Raw genomic sequence first — 22,310 nt, forward strand, 5'->3', positions numbered from 1 at the left:
TTAGGAATGCCGTATCATTCCCTTCATTTCTTGTCATCGTAAAATGAGCAAACACTCATGACCCTCACTCAACTGGAAGTCTTCTCGCTGGTTGCCGAGTTGCGCGGGTTTACTCTCGCGGCCCATCGGCTGGGGATTTCGCAGTCGGCAGTATCCCACGCGATGAAGTCGTTGGAGCAGGAACTCGGCGTCGAGTTGCTGCGTCGGCACTCTTCTTCAGTGGAACTCAGTGACATCGGAGAACAATTACTGCTGCGCGCCCGCGCCATGCTCGGGCTGGCCAACACCTTGCGCCAGGAAGCCGCCGATGCTCGCGGCATGAAAACCGGCACCCTGCGCATCGGCTCGTTCGGGCCAACCTCGTCGATCAAACTGTTACCCAGGATTCTGCGGCAATATCGACGGGCGCATCCGGGCATCGAAGTGCACATCGATGAAGGGCCGGATCGACAAGTGATTCAATGGCTGGAAGAACGACGGATCGACATCGGTTTTGTGGTGCTGCCCGAGGAGCGCTTCGACACCTTTGCCTTGATCGAAGACCAACTGGTTGCCCTGCTTCCAGTCAGCCATCCGCTGGCAACACGCTCGGCGTTGAGCCTCAAGGAGTTGTGCGACGCGCCGTTTGTGCTGACCGAGGCTGGTTCTGCGGAACTGGTGTCGCGGCTGTTCATGGCCGCGCGTTTACAACCAAACATCCGCTATCGCTGCTCGCAACTGCTCAGCACCCTCGACACGGTCAGCCGTGGTGACGCCATTACGATTGTTGCCGAAGGCTCATTGCCGGAGGAGGCAACGCCGCGCTATGTGAAGAAGCCATTATTGCCGGCCGTACAGCGTCAGTTTGGCCTTGCTGTCCTTGATCAGCGCCAGGCGTCCCCCGCTACGCTGGCCTTTATCGAGCTGGCAACGCGAATGAAGCACTGATGAGCGGCGCAAGCGCCTTCGGCCATCTATCCTCCCCCATGGCTGATGTGATTTGCGCGCCGTTATCCGGCCTGCCTTCGCGAGCCTCAATTCATCGCGACAGGATGCGCCCATGCCGTTAACCGTCAGACCCCGCCGCACGCGCCGCACGCGCATCGTTGTGACACTGCTCAGCGGTCTGCTTCCAGTGCTGCTGGGTAGTGCGATCCTTTACATGCAGGCTGAACGCACGCTGGAACAAAGTTCGCGAGAGACTGCAGAAGAGGCGTTGGGCCAGTTCGAGTTGATGCTCGACAACACCGCCCAGGCAGCCCGTGAACTGCTGCCACTGGCCGGCCAGACTTGTGAGAACGTCAAACTCGCCCTGCGCGAGCAAGTGACCCGCCGTCCATTTGTACGCTCGACCAATCTGGTGTGGGACGACAACCTCTATTGCAGCTCGCTGTTTGGCGACTTCAAGGAAGCCGTCAACGCGGGTGACTACAACCAGGGCAAATTGTGGCTGATGAATGGCAACCCGGTGACACCCGACACCGCCCTGTTGGTCTATCGGCTCAGCGAAGGTCGCGGCGGCGCTCTGACGACACTGGATGGTTACCATCTAAGCAATATCTTGCGTCTGATCGGACGGCACATGCTGTTGGTGTTGCAAGTGGGCGATAACTGGCTGTCGGCTGACGGCAAAGTCCACACTGGCGCCCTGCCCGCGTTGCCGATAGCGCAAAACACCCTGGAATCTTCCCGCTATGCGTTCAGCGTTTCTGCCGGTTTTCCCGAGGGCGAAACCTGGCGCTACATGGCCGATGAATATCCGCCATTGTTTAGTTTGTTGATCTTTTTTGGCGTGGTATCGGGTGCCATCGGCCATGTTTTGCAGAAGCGCTCCACGTCACCCAGCCACGAAATGCTCCGCGCGCTTGAGGCCGGCGAGTTCATTCCTTACTTTCAGCCCGTGGTGCACGGCGACAGCAAGAAATGGTCGGGAGCCGAAGTCTTGATGCGCTGGACTCACCCCAAAGAAGGGCTGGTGCGCCCAGATCTGTTTATTCCATTCGCCGAACATTCGGGGTTGATCGTGCCGATGACTCGCGCCTTGATGCAACAGACCGCCGCAGTGCTGGGACCGCTATCATCAACGTTCGCCCCGCCATTTCACATCGGCATCAATATCACCGCTAGCCATTGCAAGGACCTGGAACTGGTGGAGGACTGCCGGGAGTTTCTCGCCGCGTTCGTGCCCGACAGCATCAGCCTGGTGCTGGAGTTGACCGAGCGTGAATTGATCGAGCCGACTGACATCACCCGGCAACTGTTCGAGCAACTGCATGCACTGGGCGTGAAAATCGCGATTGACGACTTCGGCACCGGTCACTCAAGCCTCGGCTACTTGCGCAAATTCAACGTCGACTTCCTGAAGATAGATCAGAGTTTCGTCGCCATGATCGGCATCGATGCGCTGTCCCGACACATTCTCGATACGATTATCGAACTGTCGGCCAAGCTTGATTTGGGTATTGTTGCCGAAGGTGTCGAAACTCAGGCGCAAGCCGATTATCTGACGGCACATCATGTCAACTTTCTGCAAGGCTACCTGTTCGGCAAACCGATGCCTGCTGCGGACTTCATCAGCGCATTAACTCACCATTAACTAAGCCGGATTAAGACGAGCGTCCCGATCAGACGCACCAAATTGATACAAAAGACCGCTGTTGTTACATGAAGACAACATCAGGATTTACTCTTGGCGCATTAACTACTACAATTTTTTCACCCTGAGCAAGATTGGCAGGTGAGCCATTTATCACCGAGTCGCTTCAAGGCTCTTGGCTTATTAGCTTTGTTTGCGGTTGGTATCAGCCAAACACACTATTGGAGTAAAGATATTGTCCAGACTCGCTGAATTTCGTGCAGCTGAAAAGGCCCTTCAGGAACAGCTCAAGCAGCTGGAATCGCTGAAGAACGATGCCGGGCTCAAGAAAGAAATCGAATTCGAAGAAAAGCTCCAGGGGCTGATGAAAACCTACGGCAAAGGCCTGAAAGAAATCATCGCCATCCTCGATCCGAACCCGGCAAAATCCGGTCTGCAGACCTCTGCAGCACCTAAAACCCGTCGCGCTCGCGTGATCAAGGTTTATCAGAACCCGCACACCGGTGAATTGATCGAAACCAAAGGCGGCAACCACCGCGGCCTGAAAGCCTGGAAAGAACAATACGGTGCTTCCACCGTTGATTCCTGGTTGCGCGGTTAATCCCTGCCAACAAAAAAGCCCTGCATCATGCAGGGCTTTTTTATTGACAATATCTAACAAATGAAATGAATTTCATCGAACAAGTTACGAGTTTTCTGTAACGTTGCTGAGTCAGACCGCTAAACATTTTGCTGCGCGATGTTACGATCAGGGTCAGCGTTAAACTTTGTGCTTAATCCGTTCGGGTATCTAACCTACGCCGTGAAGAGTGCAGCGGATTAAAGTTTCAAGCTGTTTCTCACCGTCACTATCTCTTCTGCGCTCGCCTTATAAACCTCAGCTTGTCCGGCGTAGGAAAGAACATAAGCCTTGTCCGCCTCGACCGCCGCCACCAAGGTTTGCGACAACACATGTCGACCGTTTTCGGTGATCGTGCAAGTGGTTTCCAGTGCCGGCAAAGTACCCAGCTTGGCCGGATGCACTTTGTTGCAGACACTTTGATAGCCACCCTGGAAGAAGTCCTTCTGTATCGACTTGCGCATCTCCAGCAGCACGCCCTGCAAATTGACCTGATGGTCCTTCTCAACCTGAGTCATGGTCAATTCCATCACCATGACCTGATTGCCATCGGCGTCATTCTTCACCGCACGCTGACGGGAAACCTGTGCACTTGTCTCAGGCAGTGCCTCGACTTCCCAGCCGGCCGGCCAGGTAATGCGCGGTTCGTCCGCCGATGCGCAGACAGCCACAAGCGACAACACAGAAAAAACAAACAGGGATTTGAACAGTCGGATCATTGCCGGGCGCACTCGCAGATTGAGCGGTAAAGTCTGAGGCCCGTCTGCACGCAGGGCAAGTCTGCCCTTTCATTTGGCGATGCTGGCAGGCATGCGTATCATTGCGTCCATTCACTCGCCCATAGTTATTGGAGGGCCCATGAGCCTGCACGAACTCAACACTTTCCCAGGCGTCACCGCCACCCCAGACAGCGCAACCCGCAACTTCGTCTTCAACCACACCATGTTGCGCGTCAAAGACATCACCAAATCTCTGGACTTCTACACCCGCGTACTGGGTTTCTCGCTGGTCGAGAAGCGTGACTTCGCCGAGGCCGAGTTCAGCCTGTACTTCCTCGCACTGGTCGACAAAGCACAGATCCCGGCCGACGCCGCTTCTCGCACCGAGTGGATGAAGTCGATTCCGGGCATCCTCGAACTGACCCATAACCATGGCACCGAGAACGACGCGGATTTCGCTTACCACAACGGCAATACCGATCCGCGTGGTTTTGGCCATATCTGCATTTCGGTGCCGGATATTGTGGCGGCGTGTGCACGCTTCGAAGAGTTGGGCTGCGATTTCCAGAAGCGCTTGACCGATGGGCGCATGAAGAGCCTTGCGTTCATCAAGGATCCGGATGGTTACTGGGTTGAGATCATCCAGCCAGCGCCACTGTAAAAGCTGAAAAGCCCCTACCTAGCCCTCTCCCGGGGGGAGAGGGAAATGATTGGGGGATATTGGAGCATTACGTCGACTTGAACGATTGGCGCTGAATTCATAATCGACTGGATCGTTCAGGTCGACGGACAACGCCAGACACCTCGGTCGGCTCCCTCTCCCTCGGGAGAGGGCTGGGGTGAGGGGCCGCTTTTTACGCGCAATAAAAAACCCGTGATCGCTCACGGGTTTTTTCATTTCTGGCCTGGCCGTTATGCCGGGGCCGAAGTGCGGATCAGGTGATCAAAAGCACTCAGCGAAGCCTTGGCACCCTCGCCCACCGCAATCACGATCTGCTTGTACGGCACAGTCGTCACGTCGCCGGCAGCGAAGATGCCCGGAATCGACGTTTCACCACGGTTATCGACAATGATCTCGCCACGCGGCGACAGTTCGATGGTGCCCTTCAGCCAATCAGTGTTCGGCAGCAAACCGATCTGCACGAAGATCCCTTCCAGTTCCACAGTGCGCAACTCATCAGTGTTGCGATCTTTGTAACGCAGGCCGTTGACCTTCTCACCATTACCGGTGACTTCAGTGGTTTGCGCACTGGTGATCACGGTAACGTTCGGCAGGCTGTGCAGTTTGCGCTGCAGGACGGCGTCAGCGCGCAGTTGTACGTCGAACTCCAGCAGGGTTACGTGCGACACGATCCCGGCCAGGTCGATGGCTGCTTCAACGCCGGAGTTACCGCCGCCGATCACCGCCACGCGCTTGCCTTTGAACAGCGGACCGTCGCAGTGCGGGCAGTACGCCACGCCTTTGTTGCGGTATTCCTGCTCGCCCGGCACGTTCATTTCACGCCAGCGCGCACCGGTCGCCAGAATCACGCTTTTGGCTTTCAGGGTCGCGCCGCTGGCGAAACGGACTTCATGCAGCTCGCCATTTTTACCTGGGATCAGCTTATCGGCACGTTGCAGGTTCATAATGTCGACGTCGTACTGCTTGACGTGTTCTTCCAGCGCCGTGGCCAGTTTCGGCCCTTCGGTTTCCTGTACGGAAATGAAGTTCTCGATGGCCATGGTGTCGAGCACCTGTCCGCCAAAGCGTTCAGCGGCGACGCCAGTGCGAATGCCTTTACGTGCAGCGTAAATCGCTGCTGACGCACCGGCCGGGCCACCGCCGACAACGAGCACATCAAAGGCGTCCTTGGCGCTGATTTTCTCGGCCTGACGCTCGATGGCGCCGGTGTCGAGTTTGGCGAGAATCTCTTCCAGGCCCATGCGGCCCTGACCGAAGTTCTCACCGTTCAAGTAGATGCTCGGCACGGCCATGATCTTGCGATCGTTGACTTCGTCCTGGAACAACGCACCATCGATAGCGACGTGACGGATGTTCGGGTTAAGCACGGCCATCAGGTTCAGTGCCTGGACCACATCCGGGCAGTTCTGGCAGGACAGCGAGAAGTAAGTCTCGAAGCTGAACTGGCCTTTGAGCGAACGGATCTGCTCGATCACTTCAACACTGGCTTTCGATGGGTGGCCGCCGACTTGCAGCAAGGCCAACACCAGCGAAGTGAACTCGTGGCCCATCGGGATGCCGGCGAAACGCAGACTGATGTCAGCGCCCGGGCGGTTGATCGAGAACGATGGCTTGCGTGCATCGCTACCGCTGTCGATCAACGTAATTTGGCTCGAAAGACTGGCAACGTCTTTCAGCAGTTCCAGCATTTCACGGGATTTCGCACCGTCGTCGAGGGAGGCAACGATCTCGATCGGCTGGGTGACCCGTTCCAGGTACGATTTCAACTGGGCTTTAAGATTGGCGTCCAACATACGGGCGATTTCCTTTATTTGAGGCGAAAAAAAGCCCGAGCGAATCTCGCCCGGGCATTTTTATTGGGCGGTGCAGCGTACTTAAGAAGGTGCGGCGTACCGCCCTGAATTGCGTGTCACAGACTTAGATCTTGCCGACCAGGTCCAGGGACGGCGCCAGAGTGGCCTCGCCTTCTTTCCACTTGGCTGGGCAAACTTCGCCTGGGTGAGCAGCCACGTACTGAGCAGCCTTGATCTTGCGCAGCAGCTCGGAAGCGTCACGGCCAACGCCGCCATCGTTCAGTTCAACGATTTTGATCTGGCCTTCAGGGTTGATCACGAAGGTGCCACGGTCAGCCAGACCAACTTCTTCGATCAGCACGTCGAAGTTGCGGGAGATAGCGTGGGTCGGGTCGCCGATCATGGTGTATTCGATTTTGCCGATGGCTGGCGAAGTGTTGTGCCAGGCAGCGTGAGCAAAGTGGGTGTCGGTGGAAACGCTGTAGATCTCTACGCCCAGTTTCTGGAAGGCAGCGTAGTTGTCAGCCAGGTCTTCCAGCTCGGTTGGGCAAACGAAGGTGAAGTCGGCTGGGTAGAAGAACACGACCGACCACTTGCCTTTCAGGTCAGCGTCCGAGACTTGAACGAAGTCGCCGTTTTTGAACGCGGTAGCTTTGAACGGTTTTACTTGGCTGTTGATGATAGGCATTGATGACTCTCCGTCAGGGGTTATGAAGTTGATGGGTGAATCCTACCCACTCACTCGACGGATGGCTCATTGGCAAACCTGATGCTGCTGATTTGTTTTCGCTATTAGCTGACTGTATTAATAGAAGAAAACGATCTCTACGACGTAGCCGGTTTATCCGTAATCCGAGCCATCCCCTGGAATGGGCTGGCTTCAACATAGCGCATTGCGGACTTCATATCCTTCCAGCCAACGTAACTCATCAGGGATTTCAGATCCCAGCCGCTTTGATGGGCCCAGGTTGCGAAGCCTCGGCGCAGGGAGTGGCTGGTGTAGTTTTCGGCGGCAATGCCCGCGCGCTGCAACGCCTGGCGCAGCAGCGGGATGATGCTGTTGGCGTGCAGCCCCTCCTCGTTCAGATTGCCCCAGCGGTCGATGCTGCGGAAAACCGGGCCGCGCACCAAGGCTGCTTCGGTGATCCAGTCGATGTAGGCCTGCACCGGGCAGAGCTTGAGCAGCGCCGGGGCTTGATAGGTCTGGCCGAGGTTTTCCCGATCGCCCTTGCTGCGCGGCAAATACAAGGTGATGCCTTTGCCTGCGTGCGCCTGCACGTGTTCGATTTGCAAGCGACACAACTCATCACTGCGAAAGCCGCGCCAGAAGCCCAGCAGAATCAGTGCACGATCACGATAAGCCTTGAGGAGTAAGGGCCGATCCTGCTGTTCTCTCGCGGTTTGCACTTCATGTTCGAGCCAATCGATCACTCGCTGCAGATCCTGTAACTGCAGCGGCTCGGCCTGTTTCTCCTGCGCCGGGTGCAACGCTCGAATCCCTTTGAAGACCTTGCGCACCACCGGCGCCTTGGTCGGATCGGCAAAACCCTGACTGTTGTGCCACTGCGCCAGCGCCGACAGACGCAGCTTCAGCGTATTAATCGACAGCTCTTCGGCGTGCGCCACCAGATAACGCGCGACGCTATCAGCCGTCGCTGGCAGAAACCCACCCCACTTCACTTCGAAATGCTCGATGGCCGCGCGATAGCTGCGGCGGGTGTTATCGCGGGTGGCGGCTTGCAGATAGCGATCCAGATCGCTCATGGGCTGTTTTCTCGCTGGCGTACTGAGACAGGAATGCAGAAACGCATTTTGCCGTCTGACACTGGGTAATACCAGTATATCCCGCGTCTTTATTATCAAAGGTTTACCTTTATTTTTCGGATGGTACACTGCGGACTTTAGTGGCATGTACCACAGTACGTAACCGTAGGAGTTCACATGGCCCGTGGCGGCATTACCAAAGCCCTGGTGCAGATCGCGCGCACCGCGATCCTCGCTCGTGGCGAACACCCGAGCATCGATGCAGTACGCATTGAAATGGGCAACACCGGCTCAAAAACCACGATCCATCGCTATCTGAAAGAGCTGGATGACGGCGCGCAGCCGGTTGAAGCCTCGGCAGAGCCGATCGATGATGAGCTGACCGCCCTCGTCTCGCGCCTCGCCCAACGCCTCAAAGAACAGGCGCAAGAGCCTATCGAGCAAGCCCGCGAGCAGTTTGAAGAACAGCGCGAAGCACTGGAGTCGGAGCTGAAACAAACGCGCCAGGCCCTGGAAAAGCTCGAACACGATCACGACATTCAAGGGGCTGCGCTAGAGCGTGAGTCTGAAGCGCTTGGCAACACCCGTTCGATGCTGCAAACCGAACAGACTCGTAATGCCGGACTGAATCAGGCATTGGCCGATTTTGAATTGCGTTTGCAGGACAAGGACGAGCAAATCCGCTCGCTGGAAGAAAAACACCTGCATGCCCGTGATGCGCTGGAGCATTACCGCAACGCCACCAAAGAGCAGCGCGAGCAGGAACAGAGCCGTCACGAAGCGCAAGTGCAGCAGATTCAGGCCGAGTTGCGTCAGGCGCAGCAAAGCGCGATGGTTCGTCAGGACGAGATCACGCAACTGCACCGCGACAACGAACGCCTGCTCACTGAAAACCGTGGCACGCAGCGCGAACTGAGCCTGATGCAGGATCAGCTCAAGCAGAGCAATCAGCGTCAGGATCAACTGCTCGAACAAGCGACCCGCGTCGACAGCGAGCGCACCCTCCTCCAGGAACGCTTGCGCGTAGCCACCCTGGAAAGCCAGACACTCAAACAGAGCATTGAGGAGCAGACGCTGCTCAACCAATCACTGGAAAAGGAATTGAACAAGGCTCAGGCAAGCCTGGAAGAAAGCCAGCGTCTGGCGGCTACCGTTGCGGCAGCGCCAGACTCTGCCAAACCGAAAGACGCTTAAGCGCCGACCGGCGTACGCATGGTGACAAACTCTTCGGCGGCCGTCGGGTGTACCCCGATCGTGTCGTCGAAGTCGCGCTTGGTTGCGCCAGCCTTCAACGCAATCGCCAAACCCTGAACGATCTCGCCAGCGTCCGGGCCGACCATGTGGCAGCCGAGGACTTTGTCGGTCTTGCCGTCGACTACCAGCTTCATCAGCGTCTTTTCCTGACACTCGGTCAATGTCAGCTTCATCGGGCGGAAGCGGCTCTCGAAAATCACCACGTCGTGACCAGCCTCGCGTGCCTCTTCTTCGGTCAAACCGACTGTACCGATGTTCGGCAGGCTGAATACCGCCGTCGGGATCATCTTGTAATCCACTGGGCGGTATTGCTCAGGCTTGAACAGACGCCGCGCTACGGCCATACCTTCTGCCAGAGCCACAGGCGTCAGCTGCACGCGACCGATGACATCACCCAGGGCGAGAATGGACGGCTCGCTGGTCTGATATTGCTCGTCGACCTTGATGAAGCCTTTGTCGGTGAGCTGCACATCGGTGTTTTCCAGACCCAGATTGTCGAGCATCGGACGCCGGCCGGTTGCATAGAAAATGCAATCCGCTTCCAGCTCACGACCGTCCTTGAGGGTGGCTTTCAGGCTGCCGTCCGTCTGCTTATCGATGCGCGCAATATCGGCGTTGAATTGCAGATCCAGACCACGCTTGGTCAGCTCTTCCTGCAAATGCTTGCGCACCGAACCATCAAAGCCGCGCAGGAACAGATCACCGCGATACAGCAGCGTGGTGTTTGCACCGAGGCCGTGGAAAATTCCGGCGAATTCGACCGCGATGTAACCGCCGCCAACCACCAGCACACGCTTTGGCAGCTCTTTCAGGAAGAACGCCTCATTGGAACCGATCGCGTGCTCGCGCCCCGGAATCTCAGGAATCTGCGGCCAGCCACCGGTAGCAATCAGAATATTCTTCGCGGTAAAGCGCTCGCCATTCACCTCAACCTCATGCGGGCCGACAATCTTCGCGTGCGCTTCATGCAAGGTCACGCCGCTGTTGACCAGCAGATTGCGATAAATGCCGTTGAGGCGATTGATCTCGCGATCCTTGTTGGCAATCAGCGTCGCCCAATCGAAATTCGCTTCACCCAGACTCCAGCCAAAACCGGACGCCTGCTCGAAGTCTTCGGCGAAATGCGCGCCGTACACCAGCAACTTTTTCGGCACACAGCCAACGTTGACGCAGGTTCCACCCAGATAACGGCTCTCCGCCACCGCCACTTTCGCGCCGAACCCGGCCGCAAAACGCGCAGCGCGCACACCGCCGGAACCGGCACCAATCACATAAAGGTCAAAATCGTAGGCCATTTCTATCTCCTCGGCAGGGGATCAGCATACCTGCAGTCACCCATTGGGCAAGCGCTGCCAGTCATATGGGGGCGTAAAATGAAAAAACCCGCCGAAGCGGGTTTTTCTTGCAAACCAATCAAGCGCTCTTAGTAAGCCTTGCCAGTCTTGTAGAAGTTCTCGAAGCAGAAGTTGGTTGCTTCGATGTAGCCTTCAGCACCACCGCAGTCGAAACGCTTGCCTTTGAACTTGTAGGCCATGACGCAGCCGTTCTGGGCTTGTTTCATCAGGGCGTCGGTGATCTGGATTTCGCCGCCCTTGCCTGGCTCGGTCTGTTCGATCAGGTCGAAGATGTCCGGGGTCAGGATGTAACGGCCGATGATGGCCAGGTTCGACGGCGCGTCTTCCGGCTTTGGTTTCTCGACCATGCTGTGAACGCGGTAGATGTCGTCGCGGATCATCTCGCCGGCGATCACGCCGTACTTGCTGGTTTCCTGCGGGTCGACTTCCTGGATGGCGATAATCGAGCAGCGGAACTGCTTGTAAAGTTTGACCATCTGGGTCAGTACGCCGTCGCCGTCGAGGTTAACGCACAGGTCGTCCGCCAGTACCACGGCGAAGGGTTCGTCACCGATCAGCGGGCGACCGGTCAGGATCGCGTGACCCAGACCTTTCATTTCAGTTTGACGGGTGTAGGAGAACGAGCACTCGTCGAGCAGTTTGCGGATACCGACCAGGTATTTCTCTTTGTCGGTGCCTTTGATCTGGTTTTCCAGCTCGTAGCTGATGTCGAAGTGGTCTTCCAGAGCGCGCTTGCCACGACCGGTGACGATGGAGATTTCCGTCAGGCCGGCATCCAGAGCTTCTTCAACGCCGTACTGGATCAGTGGCTTGTTTACCACCGGCAGCATTTCTTTAGGCATGGCTTTAGTCGCTGGCAGGAAGCGAGTACCGTAACCGGCTGCTGGGAACAAGCATTTCTTGATCATATAAGTCCTTGAAAGGGCTGTGTGTACGAGTTTCGGCGCAGTCTAATCAGGCGGCGTGCACCTTACAATGCCCCGCACTGGCTAACCGATGTCAACATAGAGAAATATTCTTGCCGATAGTTCCATCGGCATACGGACGCAGCCAGATGAGCGTAGCTCAAAGCTGCCGGCAAACTGAATCACCATACGCTCATCGCCCCCCAATGCGAGCATTTGCCGGTATCATGGCGCCTTTGAACCAGCGAACGAGACAGATAGATGGCCGCGGTAAAAATCATCAACGGGTATGTGATCGACAAGAAAGACGGCAAGTGGACCCTGACCACCACCAATGGCGAGCACATCGCCGGGCCTTTCGACAGCGAGCAAATGGCGACCGATGTAGCGGCAGTGTTCACCGACACTCCGGCATCGGCCAAGCGCCGTGGCAAAGATCAGGACTGATCAGCCCCGACACGCCCCAGCCCTGCCCTTGTGCAGGGCTTTTTTGTGCCAGCGTACAAACAAGTGGCCAAACGCTATAACCTTTTCACACCGGCGCTGTCAGAGCGTCTAGTCCCCCTCGCTGAAGACCATGCACATGACCTTGAAAAAATTCCTGCCACTGATTGCGGTATTGGCACTGGCCGGCTGTGCCACCTCTCAACCCACGTACCTGAACAACGGCGAACAGGGGCTGTCGATCGATTGCTCCGGCGAAGCCAACTCCTGGGCGACCTGCTATGAAAAAGCCGATGCATCCTGCGCAGGCACTGGTTACCGCATCGTTGGCACTGACGGCACGCCCCAGCCCAAAGAGAGCGACAAAACCCTGGGCGTCGATGTCGGCAACTACAAGAACCGCAGCGTTGTCGTGGTCTGCAAATAGACCTTACATATGAATTTCGGCGAATTTGATCCCGAGTCCGCGTACGACTTCGATCAGATCGTCGAGGCGGTTGAACGACTCGACTTCGTCGTTTTCGTCGACCAGGAAGTAACTGCGTCCGGCGCTCTTCTTGAAAAACACGATCCACTCCCCCGGATTCGCCGGGTTCTGGATGACATGGGTGGCAGAGATCAGGCCCTCTACGTGGCGCTCCCGTACTTGCTCTCGCTTCATCGCGACTCCAGAAATGAAAATGCCGTCACAGCATGACTGCGACGGCATCGGTGCTGATGACTATCAGTCTATCAGCCGGAAATACATGCATTGGCAGCGTTTCGCACGTCACGCGGACGCACTGGCACATTCGACATGCGCTCATGCAACTTGATGCTGCTGCCGCCGGAGCGATCTTCGATATCAAATACCGCTGCCGCGCCGGTGGAAAATTTCCCCGGGACGATGACCCGAACCCCGTCCTTGTGTGGCTGCATTTGCAGCGCGCCGCGGCTGTCCGCCAGCTTCTCGGCTAGGCATTGGGCATATTCATGGGGTTTCTTACCGGAGATTACGCTCACGGTCGGCAGCGTTTCATTGATTTCGGAAACACTCGCACAACCACCCACAGCCAGAACCAACGGCAGACACACCACACCCCACTTCATACAAAACCTCCGTTAAAGACCGTCCGACAGCACAAATGCCGTTTTTCTCCGGGGCCTTCTGCATTTAACCCGCATCCGATTGCGAATATCTGTTCAAAATTGTCAAACCAACGCCCGACGGCCAGATAATAACCCGTGCGGGCTGATAAACTGCGCGCAATTACAAGCTATCGTTTTGATTTTGTAGAAAAAGCCCTTCTGGAGGCGCCCATGAAATTCATTCACCAGCGCGAACACCTTAATGAAGACGACATCGTCGTCATCCAATGCTCGCAAATGTGCAACATCCGTCTGATGAACGACGCCAACTTCCGCAGCTTCAAGAACGGCGGCCGTCACACCTATCACGGCGGCGCCTTCGACACGTTCCCGGCCCGTATCACCGCGCCGAGCACCGGTTTCTGGAACATCACCATCGACACCGTCAACCGTCGGCCGATCAGCGTCACGCGCAAGCCGACCCTGACCCACTCGATCAAGATCATCCGTCGTTCCAGCACCAAACTCAGCTGAGACACGCCGTCCAACCAGAAAGGAATGCATGACCGTGGCGCAAACGACCAAATACGTCATCAAGTACAAACTCAACGGCGAGCGCCGCTTCGACTTTGCGCAACTGGAAAACGGCACTGAAGAAGAAGCCAAGGCTGCTCTGGATGCCCTTCACGGCCAGAGCGACGACGTGATCAGCGACATCGCCGTCAGCAAAGCGCTGTAAGCATCGTCAGCGAATTCGACCGCAAGCGGCGGAGTGTTCTGCCGCGAGGCCCTGCCTAGACTGACTTTCTTCGACCAAGCGTCAAGGAGTCAGCATGTCGATGTCACCTTCCCGGCTGGATTCGCTCGACTGGGCAAGTCTTGAGCAGCAACTGGATCAGCACGGCTACGCGATCATCCGTTCGCTGCTGCGGGCCGAAACCTGTGATCACTTGAGTGCGCTGTATCCGCAGACCGAACCGTTTCGCTCGCAGGTCATCATGGCCCGCCACGGTTTCGGTCGCGGCGAATACAAGTACTTTCGTTATCCCCTGCCGACAGCGGTAGAACGCCTTCGCGGCGCGCTGTACCCGCGCCTGGTTACGCTGGCCAATCGCTGGTACGAACGCATGAACCTGGCCGAGCGCTTTCCGGCGAGCCACGCCGAATTTCTTCAGCGCTGCCATGCCGCCGGTCAACTACGCCCTACCCCTCTCTTGTTGCAGTACGGTCCGCAGGACTACAACTGCCTGCATCAGGACCTGTACGGCGAAGCGGTTTTTCCGCTGCAAGTGGCGATTCTTCTGTCAGAACCCGGGCAAGACTTTATTGGAGGAGAATTCGTGCTCACCGAGCAGCGCCCGCGCATGCAATCTCGCCCGCACGTGCTGGACCTGACGAAAGGTGACGCAGTGATCTTTGCCGTCAACCAGCGCCCGGTCAAAGGTGTACGCGGTGATTATCGGGTGACCATGCGTCACGGCGTCAGTCGCCTGCACAGTGGAAAAAGGCATACCCTAGGCATCATCTTTCACGACGCCACCTGACCACCATGCCCCCGAACACTTTCGATCTGTTCGCCGATCATGAACCCGAGCAACGCCCCCGCACCGAACAGATTGGCGAGCAATCGTGGGTGCTGCACGGTTTTGCCCAGCCGCTGGTCGACCAGCTCCTCCCGGCGCTGGATGCGATTCTTGCCGCAGCGCCGTTGCGTCACATGGTCACACCGGGAGGTTTCAGCATGTCGGTCGGCACCCGCAGCTGCGGCGCCTTGGGCTGGATCACCGATCGCCACGGGTATCGTTACTCCAGCGTCGACCCGCTCAGTGATTTGCCATGGCCAGCGATGCCGGCCGTATTCTCGGAGCTGGCGCAGTCGGCAGCGGCACAGGCCGGATTTGCTGACTTCAACGCCGATTCCTGCCTGATCAACCGCTATGTCCCCGGTGCCAAGATGTCATTACACCAGGACAAAGACGAAAACGCCTACAGCGCACCGATCGTTTCGCTGTCACTGGGCTTGCCGGCAATGTTCCTGTTCGGCGGCTTCAATCGCAGCGACAAGAGCCAGCGCATTGCCTTGCTGCATGGCGACATGGTGATCTGGGGCGGCGTTGATCGCTTGCGCTATCACGGGGTGTTGCCGATCAAGCAGGGTCGGCATCCACGCCTGGGTGAACAGCGGATCAATCTGACCTTTCGCGTCGCCGGATAACCTGCAAAAGTTTGACCGCAAGGCCCGGAGTGTTGTGCCTTGCGACGCTGGTTAACCTGAATCAAACAGGTCAACGGATAACCCCTCATGAAAACGCTTTCGCCCCCCGTCAAGATTGAAAACGATCCACGCTGGGCCGCAGTGGTTGCGCGAGATTCACGGGCGGACGGGCAATTTGTCTACGCGGTGAAAACCACAGGCATTTACTGCCGCCCGAGCAGCCTCTCACGTTTGCCGAAACCACAGAACGTGGTGTTTTTCGATACGGCTGAACAGGCCGAAGCCGCAGGCTATCGCCCGAGCAAGCGTGCCAGCAAAGATCAGAGTGATGTGGCCGCGCAGCATGCCGCCACCGTCGCCATTGCCTGCCGCCAAATCGAATCCGCCGAGACGTTGCCGACGCTCAACGAACTGGCGCAAACCGCCGGCCTGAGTCCGTTTCATTTCCATCGCGTATTCAAAGCCGCGACGGGGTTGACGCCCAAGGGCTACGCGTCGGCCCATCGCTCGCGCAAAGTCCGTGAGCGCTTGGCGGTCGGAGGTTCGGTAACCGATGCGCTGTACGAAGCCGGTTTCAATTCCAATAGCCGTTTCTATGAATCAGCGGATCATTTGTTGGGGATGAAACCCGGCGACTATCGCGCGGCCGGGAAGAACAACGACATCCGCTTCGCCGTCGGCCAATGTTCGCTCGGAGCGATTCTGGTGGCGCAAAGCGAGCGTGGTGTGTGCGCGATTCTGTTGGGAGACGATCCGCATCAATTGGTGTGCGATCTGCAGGACCAGTTCCGCAAAGCCAACCTGATTGGCGCCGATACCGGATTCGAGCAACTGATCGCCAAGGTGGTGGGGTTTATCGAAGCTCCGGAGATTGGCCTGGATCTGCCGCTGGACGTGCGTGGCACGGCGTTTCAGGAACGCGTGTGGCAGGCGCTGCGGGAGATCCCGGCGGGCCAGACGGCCAGCTACGCCGAGATTGCCCAGCGCATCGGCGCACCGACATCCATGCGCGCGGTGGCCCAGGCTTGCGGGGCTAACCGTCTGGCGGTGGCGATTCCTTGCCACCGCGTGGTGCGCAGCGATGGCAATCTTTCGGGCTATCGCTGGGGCGTCGAGCGCAAGCGTCAGTTGCTGGAGCGCGAGACAACGTCTTGAGCGGACCTCCCTCCCCGTCGGCGGCAGTCAGCGATTGACGTCAACTACAACCCGTCCGCGAAGTTGCCCGGCGAGCAGTTTTGGCGCTGCATCGATGGCTTCAGTCAGGCCTATTTCATGGCTGATCAAGGCCAGCAAGGAGAAATCCAGATCCTTGGCCAGACGATCCCACGCCTTCAGACGGCGCGCCTTGGGCTGGGTGACGCTGTTGATACCGGCCAGGGTCACGCCGCGCAGAATGAACGGGGCGACCGAAGCCGGGAAATCCATACCTTGCGCCAGACCACATGCCGCGACCGTGCCTTCAGAGCGAGTACTGGCGCAGGCATTGGCCAAAGTATGACTACCGACCGAATCGATCACCGCCGCCCAGCGCTCTTTCGCCAACGGTTTGCCGGGCGCTGACAACGTTGCCCGGTCGATGATTTCGGCAGCGCCCAACTGCTTCAGATATTCATGTTCGGAGACCCGGCCAGTGGAGGCGACGACGCGATAGCCAAGCTTGCTCAGCAGCGCGATGGCAAAACTGCCGACGCCGCCATTGGCGCCCGTCACCAGCACTTCGCCCTGATCCGGCGTCACACCATTACGCTCAAGCGCCAGAATGCACAGCATCGCCGTATAGCCCGCCGTACCGATGGCCATGGCTTGCGCCGCGGTAAAGGCTTTGGGCAAAGGAATCAGCCAGTCGCCATTGAGCCGCGCCTTCTGCGCCAGACCGCCCCAATGATTCTCACCGACACCCCAGCCATTGAGCACCACCTGATCACCCACCTTATAGTCGGGGTGCGAACTGGCTTCTACGGTGCCCGCCAGGTCGATCCCCGGCACCATCGGAAACTTGCGCACCACCGGACTACTGCCGGTAATCGCCAGACCATCCTTGAAGTTCAGCGTGCTGTACGCAACAGCCACGGTGACATCGCCTTCGGGCAATTGCTCTTCGTTGACTTGCTGCAGGTTGGCGCGGTAACCGCTGTCGTCTTTGTCGATCACAATGGCGTTGAACATGACTGCCTCGCAGAACTGTTTTCAGAATGTCGTGCCTTGAAATACCACATCGCAACACCCTGCCACATTCGACTTTGCGCCAATCGGCGAATCCACCGAGTATTTCCATGGCGGGCGACTATGCTTTTTCGACGGTCGTGGTTTCGCCGTTATTTCTTCAGAAACCGCTTTGTCGATGGAGCTGACAATGTCTTACCCGCGCTCGTTCTTCGCGATGTTGATGCTGTGCCTGCTGACATTCGGCAGTGCCTGGGCGGCGCCAGCCAGCGAGGCTCCGAGCGAGCCGGCCTGGCCGCAAGTCATCACTAGCGGCAAGGCGAAACTGACGGTGTACCAACCGCAACTCGACAGCTGGGACGGCTACACCCTCAATGCTCGCGCAGCCGTCGAAGCCACCGCTGCCGATGGCAAATCGACCTACGGGATCGTGCAATTCAGCGCGCATACGCTGGTCGACAAGACCACACGCTGGGTCGCGCTGGATCAGTACAAGATCATCAAAGCCGACTTCCCGGCCGATGCCAGTCAAGCCAACACATGGGTCGCGGCACTGCAAAAAGATGCCGGGAACCGCAAGAAAACCATCTCGCTGGATCAACTCGAAGCGGCCGTCGGTGTACTGTCCGCCGAGCAGAAAGCTGACAGCGCCCCCCTGGAAAACACACCGCCGACCATCATCAGTTCCGACGTGCCCGCCCTGCTCGTCTATATCGATGGCGATGCGGCCTACCGACCGGTAGAGGGTACTGCGCTGCAGCGGGTGATCAACACGCGACCGCTATTGTTGAAGGACGCGCAAGGCAAACATTATCTGCACGTCTTCGATGGCTGGATGGTCGCCGACCAGCTCGATGGTGCCTACACGCGCCTGGCCTCACCGTCGACAGAACTGGAGAAAGCCAAGCAGACCGCCATTCAGAGCCGGCAAGTGGATCTGCTGACCGGACAAAGCGACCCGAAAGACAAGGTCCCCAGCCTTGCCAAGCCACCACAGCCAAAGATTTTCGTCGCGACCACGCCGACTGAATTGCTGGTCACTGACGGCGCGGTGCAATGGTCGCCGATTCAGGGCACAGGCTTGTTGTATGTCACCAATACCACCGGGCACATCTTCAAGGAAATCGGTGACCAGAACAGCTATGTGCTGATCTCCGGGCGCTGGTTTCGCGCCACCGATATGAATGGCCCGTGGACGTTCACCCCTGCAGACAAGCTTCCGGCAGATTTCGCCAACATCCCCGACGACAGCCCGAAAGAAAACGTCAAAGCCTCGGTTGCCGGCACCCCGCAAGCCAAGGAAGCGGCGATTGCCGCGACCATTCCACAGACGTCGGCGATCAAAAAAAGCGCGGTGAAAATGACCACGCCACAATTCGATGGCGAACCGCAGCTCAAGGCTATCAACACGACAACCCTGCAATATGTGGTCAACAGCGCCACGCCCATCATCCGTGTCGACAACGACAGTTGGTACGCGGTGGAAAACGGTATCTGGTTCACTGCCACTACCGTAACCGGCCCCTGGGTTGTGGCCAGCTCGGTGCCGGCGGTGATCTATTCGATCCCACCGAGTTCGCCCATGCATTACCTCACCTACGTCAAAGTCTACGAGTCCAGCGGCGATACCGTGGTGGTCGGCTACACGCCGGGTTATCAGGGTTCAAATCTGGATCCGGCCACGGGCGTCGTGGTGTATGGCACCGGTTATCCCTACACGCCTTGGGTGGGCGGCGTCTGGTATGGCGCGCCGGTGACTTACGGTTTCGGCGTCGCCATTCGCTACACGCCGTGGACGGGCTGGACCTTCGGTTTCGGTTTCGGCTGGAGCTGGGGCGGCAGCACCGTGGCGATGGGCTGGGGTTGGGGCGCGTACCCGTGGTGGGGCAATTACGGTTGGGGTTACGCCTGGGGACCGCACCTGTATCCGGCGCCACTGGCCTGGGGTGGCGCCGCTTACGGTTATCGCGGTGGCGCGGTGGCCTGGGGTCCGGGTGGCTGGGCCGGTACCACCGGTAATATCTACCATCAGTGGGGTAATCTCGCGACGGTCAGTCGCTCGGGCGCTGGGTACAACGCCTGGACCGGGAATCGCTGGGCCGGTCAGGTGGGTTCTTCCTATAACTCACGCACTGGCGTCGCGGCTGCCGGTCAACGCGGTGCCGTGCATAACGTCTACACCGGCAACTACGCAGCAGGGCGCAGTGGCGTGGCAGTCGGGCCAAACGGCGGCGCCATTGCCGGCGAACGCGTTACCGCCGGCAATGCGCGTAACGGCACGCAGGTCACCGCCAATCGTGGTGCCGTGTACAACCCCAACACCGGCAACACCACTCAATATGGCGGTGTTCGCGGGCGCAATGGCGGTGCGGCACGCGTGGGCGACAACGTCTACGCGGGACACGACGGCAACGTGTACAAGAAGACCGACAACGGCTGGCAATCGATGGTCGGGGGCGGCGCGACTCGCACGGCACCGGTCAATAACAATGCGCAGTTGCAGAACCTCAACCGTGAATCCGCCGCACGCAATTTCGGCAACCAGCGCACCAACAATTTTCACAACTCCTCGCAATTCATGAATCACTCGTTTGGCGGCGGAGGCGGTGGTGGATTTCATCGACGCTGAAAAACTGCACGGGTTGTTCTGAATTTCGAACTGGCTGCGGATCCGCTTTTACTGCTAAAAAACCGGCTTTGCCTTTCATAGTTTGGAGTACCGCCTTCATGAGCCAATGGCCAGACACGCGCATTCTTGACCTGCTCGGCATTGAACTGCCGATCATCCAGGGCCCGATGGCCGGCGCGACAAATTCGTCCATGGTAATCGCCGTGTGCAATGCCGGTGGCCTGGGCTCGATGCCGGCAGCGATGCTGAGCCTCGAGCAATTGCGCGAAGAGCTGAACACCATTCGCCAGCACACCGACAAGCCCTTCAACGTCAACTTCTTCTGCCATCAGCCACCGCCGGCCGATGAGCAACGTGCAAGTGACTGGAAGCATTTGCTGGAACCGTATTACCGCGAACTGGGCGTGGATTTCACTGCACCGACTCCGGTGTCCAATCGGGCACCGTTTGATGCGGCAGCCTGTGAAGTGCTGGAAGAGTTTCGACCTGAAGTCGTGAGCTTCCATTTCGGTCTGCCAGAGAAATCCTTGCTCGAGCGGGTCAAGGCAACCGGGGCGAAAATTCTCTCATCGGCCACGACGGTCGATGAAGCGATCTGGCTGGAACAGAACGGCTGCGACGCGATTATCGCCATGGGCTACGAGGCCGGCGGGCATCGCGGCATGTTTCTCAGTGATGATCTGAGCAGTCAGGTCGGCACGTTTGCCCTGGTGCCTCAGGTGGTTGATGCGGTGAAAGTGCCGGTGATCGCTGCCGGGGCGATTGCCGATGCTCGCGGTGTGGCGGCGGCGTTCTTGCTGGGCGCTTCGGCAGTACAGGTCGGCTCAGCCTATCTGTTCACGCCGGAAGCGAAAGTCAGCGCAGCTCACCACAAAGCGCTGCGCACCGCCAAAGAGAGCGAAACGGCGATCACCAATATTTTTACCGGGCGACCAGCGCGGGGTATTCTCAACCGCGTCATGCGTGAGCTGGGTCCGATGTCGCCGACGGCACCTGCATTTCCCTTGGCCGGTGGTGCACTGATGCCATTGCGAGCGATCAACGAAGCCGAATTTGCCAACCTCTGGGCGGGTCAGGCATTCACTCTCGGCCAAGACATCGGCAGCGCTGAACTGACCCGGCAATTGGCCGAAGGTGCATTGGCAAAACTCACTCGCCAGTGACGCTAAACGGAGTGAGGATTCAAGCATCCTCACTTTGGCTTTAACCAACACTTCCTGTTTGGCGGTATTTCGCTATATATTTCTCTATATAGCGAATACACCCTCGCATCGGCGCAGTCCACCTCCACCTCCACCTCCACCTCCACCTCCAACAACAACTGCCCTCTGCACCCGCCAACAACGGAGCTGTTACATGACCACTCGCGCATCACGTTTTGCCCCTACCTGCCTGGCCTCATTGCTCGCCGTCTTCGCCATCGGCACTGTTCAGGCTGATGAAGTACAGGTGGCGGTGGCAGCCAACTTTACCGCGCCGATCCAGGCCATCGCCGCCGATTTCGAGAAAGACACCGGGCACAAACTGGTCGCCGCCTACGGCGCCACCGGCCAGTTCTACACCCAGATCAAGAACGGCGCGCCATTTGAAGTGTTCCTCTCCGCTGACGACACCACCCCGGAGAAACTGGAAAAAGAAGGCGACACCGTCAAAGGTTCGCGCTTCACCTACGCCATTGGCACCCTGGCGTTGTGGTCGGCGAAAGAAGGTTATGTCGATGCCAAAGGCGAGGTGCTGAAAAACAACGAGTATCAGCACCTGTCCATCGCCAACCCGAAAGCGGCGCCGTACGGCCTGGCCGCCACGCAAGTGCTGGAAAAACTCAAACTGGCCGAAGCCACCAAAGCCAAGATCGTTGAAGGCCAGAACATCACGCAGGCTTACCAGTTCGTCTCCACCGGCAACGCCGAACTGGGGTTTGTCGCCCTGTCGCAGATCTACAAGGACGGCAAAGTCAGCAGCGGTTCGGCATGGATCGTCCCTGCGAGCATGCACGACCCGATCAAACAGGACGCGGTCATTCTGAATAAAGGCAAAGACAACGCCGCTGCAAAGGCACTGGTTGAATACCTCAAAGGCCCGAAAGCCGCTGCGGTGATCAAGTCCTACGGTTACCAGCTCTAAA

Annotated in this window: 24 protein-coding genes; 15 read left to right on the top strand and 9 right to left on the bottom strand. The window is 58.0% G+C overall.

The window, feature by feature from the left end:
• Positions 1-57 precede the first annotated feature (57 nt).
• From PspR84_RS16295 to PspR84_RS16305, 3 genes are all read left to right on the top strand, one after another.
• A complete protein-coding gene (locus tag PspR84_RS16295) occupies positions 58-927 on the top strand; it encodes a LysR family transcriptional regulator (RefSeq protein ID WP_160058150.1) in 870 nt (289 codons plus the stop codon).
• 112 nt (positions 928-1,039) lie between these two features.
• Positions 1,040-2,575 carry a cyclic diguanylate phosphodiesterase gene (locus PspR84_RS16300; RefSeq protein WP_160058152.1) on the top strand — a complete coding sequence of 512 codons (1,536 nt, stop codon included), beginning with the start codon at positions 1,040-1,042 and terminating at the stop codon, positions 2,573-2,575.
• Between the two features lie 235 nt (positions 2,576-2,810).
• Positions 2,811-3,176: a histone-like nucleoid-structuring protein, MvaT/MvaU family gene (locus PspR84_RS16305; RefSeq protein ID WP_160058154.1), complete on the top strand. Its 366-nt coding sequence runs from the start codon at positions 2,811-2,813 to the stop codon at positions 3,174-3,176.
• A gap of 218 nt (positions 3,177-3,394) precedes the next feature.
• Here PspR84_RS16305 and PspR84_RS16310 read toward each other — a convergent pair whose 3' ends face one another.
• The gene (locus PspR84_RS16310) at positions 3,395-3,913 is read right to left on the bottom strand and encodes a DUF4946 domain-containing protein (protein WP_160058156.1); all 519 of its coding nucleotides are present in this window, start codon (positions 3,911-3,913) and stop codon (positions 3,395-3,397) included.
• A gap of 139 nt (positions 3,914-4,052) precedes the next feature.
• Between PspR84_RS16310 and gloA the strand changes: the two genes are divergently transcribed.
• Positions 4,053-4,574 (top strand): lactoylglutathione lyase, encoded by a 522-nt coding sequence (gloA, locus tag PspR84_RS16315; protein WP_160058158.1) that lies wholly within the window; start codon positions 4,053-4,055, stop codon positions 4,572-4,574.
• A 251-nt stretch (positions 4,575-4,825) separates the two neighbouring features.
• Here gloA and ahpF read toward each other — a convergent pair whose 3' ends face one another.
• The 3 genes from ahpF to PspR84_RS16330 form a co-directional block, all read right to left on the bottom strand.
• On the bottom strand, positions 4,826-6,388 hold the full coding sequence (gene ahpF, locus PspR84_RS16320; RefSeq protein WP_160058160.1) for an alkyl hydroperoxide reductase subunit F: 1,563 nt from the start codon (positions 6,386-6,388) through the stop codon (positions 4,826-4,828).
• 124 nt (positions 6,389-6,512) lie between these two features.
• Positions 6,513-7,076 carry an alkyl hydroperoxide reductase subunit C gene (ahpC, locus tag PspR84_RS16325; protein ID WP_007912224.1) on the bottom strand — a complete coding sequence of 188 codons (564 nt, stop codon included), beginning with the start codon at positions 7,074-7,076 and terminating at the stop codon, positions 6,513-6,515.
• Positions 7,077-7,213: 137 nt separating this feature from the next.
• The gene (locus PspR84_RS16330) at positions 7,214-8,152 is read right to left on the bottom strand and encodes a site-specific integrase (RefSeq protein WP_160058162.1); all 939 of its coding nucleotides are present in this window, start codon (positions 8,150-8,152) and stop codon (positions 7,214-7,216) included.
• A 177-nt stretch (positions 8,153-8,329) separates the two neighbouring features.
• Between PspR84_RS16330 and PspR84_RS16335 the strand changes: the two genes are divergently transcribed.
• Positions 8,330-9,346, top strand: coding sequence for a DNA-binding protein (locus tag PspR84_RS16335; protein WP_160058164.1), 1,017 nt, complete (start codon positions 8,330-8,332; stop codon positions 9,344-9,346).
• Here PspR84_RS16335 and gorA read toward each other — a convergent pair.
• A complete protein-coding gene (gene gorA, locus PspR84_RS16340) occupies positions 9,343-10,701 on the bottom strand; it encodes a glutathione-disulfide reductase (protein ID WP_160058166.1) in 1,359 nt (452 codons plus the stop codon). The two genes, PspR84_RS16335 and gorA, sit on opposite strands and share 4 nt — an antisense overlap.
• A 128-nt stretch (positions 10,702-10,829) precedes the next feature.
• Complete coding sequence (galU, locus tag PspR84_RS16345) at positions 10,830-11,669, bottom strand: UTP--glucose-1-phosphate uridylyltransferase GalU (protein ID WP_053120371.1); 840 nt, start codon at positions 11,667-11,669, stop codon at positions 10,830-10,832.
• A gap of 258 nt (positions 11,670-11,927) precedes the next feature.
• Here galU and PspR84_RS16350 point away from each other — a divergent pair, with 258 nt between their 5' ends.
• Both PspR84_RS16350 and PspR84_RS16355 read left to right on the top strand, forming a co-directional pair.
• Positions 11,928-12,113 (top strand): hypothetical protein, encoded by a 186-nt coding sequence (locus PspR84_RS16350; protein ID WP_160058168.1) that lies wholly within the window; start codon positions 11,928-11,930, stop codon positions 12,111-12,113.
• Between the two features lie 136 nt (positions 12,114-12,249).
• Complete coding sequence (locus tag PspR84_RS16355) at positions 12,250-12,537, top strand: hypothetical protein (protein WP_064117930.1); 288 nt, start codon at positions 12,250-12,252, stop codon at positions 12,535-12,537.
• A gap of 3 nt (positions 12,538-12,540) precedes the next feature.
• Here the strand turns inward: PspR84_RS16355 and PspR84_RS16360 are convergent, their stop codons facing one another.
• Positions 12,541-12,771 carry a hypothetical protein gene (locus PspR84_RS16360; protein WP_007912247.1) on the bottom strand — a complete coding sequence of 77 codons (231 nt, stop codon included), beginning with the start codon at positions 12,769-12,771 and terminating at the stop codon, positions 12,541-12,543.
• A 71-nt stretch (positions 12,772-12,842) separates the two neighbouring features.
• Positions 12,843-13,199: a hypothetical protein gene (locus PspR84_RS16365; protein ID WP_095120936.1), complete on the bottom strand. Its 357-nt coding sequence runs from the start codon at positions 13,197-13,199 to the stop codon at positions 12,843-12,845.
• Between the two features lie 210 nt (positions 13,200-13,409).
• Here PspR84_RS16365 and PspR84_RS16370 point away from each other — a divergent pair, with 210 nt between their 5' ends.
• From PspR84_RS16370 to ada, 5 genes are all read left to right on the top strand, one after another.
• Positions 13,410-13,712, top strand: coding sequence for a DUF1883 domain-containing protein (locus PspR84_RS16370; protein ID WP_016984992.1), 303 nt, complete (start codon positions 13,410-13,412; stop codon positions 13,710-13,712).
• 28 nt (positions 13,713-13,740) lie between these two features.
• Positions 13,741-13,917: a hypothetical protein gene (locus tag PspR84_RS16375; protein WP_160058170.1), complete on the top strand. Its 177-nt coding sequence runs from the start codon at positions 13,741-13,743 to the stop codon at positions 13,915-13,917.
• A gap of 94 nt (positions 13,918-14,011) precedes the next feature.
• Entirely contained in the window at positions 14,012-14,722 is a 711-nt protein-coding gene (locus PspR84_RS16380) for a 2OG-Fe(II) oxygenase (protein WP_160058172.1), read from the top strand.
• A gap of 5 nt (positions 14,723-14,727) precedes the next feature.
• On the top strand, positions 14,728-15,393 hold the full coding sequence (gene alkB, locus PspR84_RS16385) for a DNA oxidative demethylase AlkB (protein ID WP_160058174.1): 666 nt from the start codon (positions 14,728-14,730) through the stop codon (positions 15,391-15,393).
• Positions 15,394-15,480: 87 nt separating this feature from the next.
• Positions 15,481-16,548, top strand: coding sequence for a bifunctional DNA-binding transcriptional regulator/O6-methylguanine-DNA methyltransferase Ada (gene ada / locus PspR84_RS16390; RefSeq protein WP_160058176.1), 1,068 nt, complete (start codon positions 15,481-15,483; stop codon positions 16,546-16,548).
• 27 nt (positions 16,549-16,575) lie between these two features.
• Here ada and PspR84_RS16395 read toward each other — a convergent pair whose 3' ends face one another.
• Entirely contained in the window at positions 16,576-17,559 is a 984-nt protein-coding gene (locus PspR84_RS16395) for an MDR family oxidoreductase (RefSeq protein ID WP_160058178.1), read from the bottom strand.
• A 187-nt stretch (positions 17,560-17,746) separates the two neighbouring features.
• On the opposite strand from PspR84_RS16395, the gene PspR84_RS16400 reads away from it, so the two are divergent.
• The 3 genes from PspR84_RS16400 (at position 17,747) to modA (ending at position 22,309) form a co-directional block, all read left to right on the top strand.
• Positions 17,747-20,185, top strand: a complete 2,439-nt coding sequence (locus PspR84_RS16400; protein ID WP_160058180.1) for an autotransporter — start codon at positions 17,747-17,749, stop codon at positions 20,183-20,185.
• A 98-nt stretch (positions 20,186-20,283) separates the two neighbouring features.
• Entirely contained in the window at positions 20,284-21,348 is a 1,065-nt protein-coding gene (locus PspR84_RS16405; protein ID WP_160058182.1) for a nitronate monooxygenase, read from the top strand.
• Positions 21,349-21,541: 193 nt separating this feature from the next.
• Positions 21,542-22,309 (top strand): molybdate ABC transporter substrate-binding protein, encoded by a 768-nt coding sequence (gene modA / locus PspR84_RS16410; RefSeq protein WP_160058184.1) that lies wholly within the window; start codon positions 21,542-21,544, stop codon positions 22,307-22,309.
• Position 22,310: the final 1 nt, after the last annotated feature.

Source organism: Pseudomonas sp. R84 (assembly GCF_009834515.1).
Lineage (GTDB): Bacteria > Pseudomonadota > Gammaproteobacteria > Pseudomonadales > Pseudomonadaceae > Aquipseudomonas.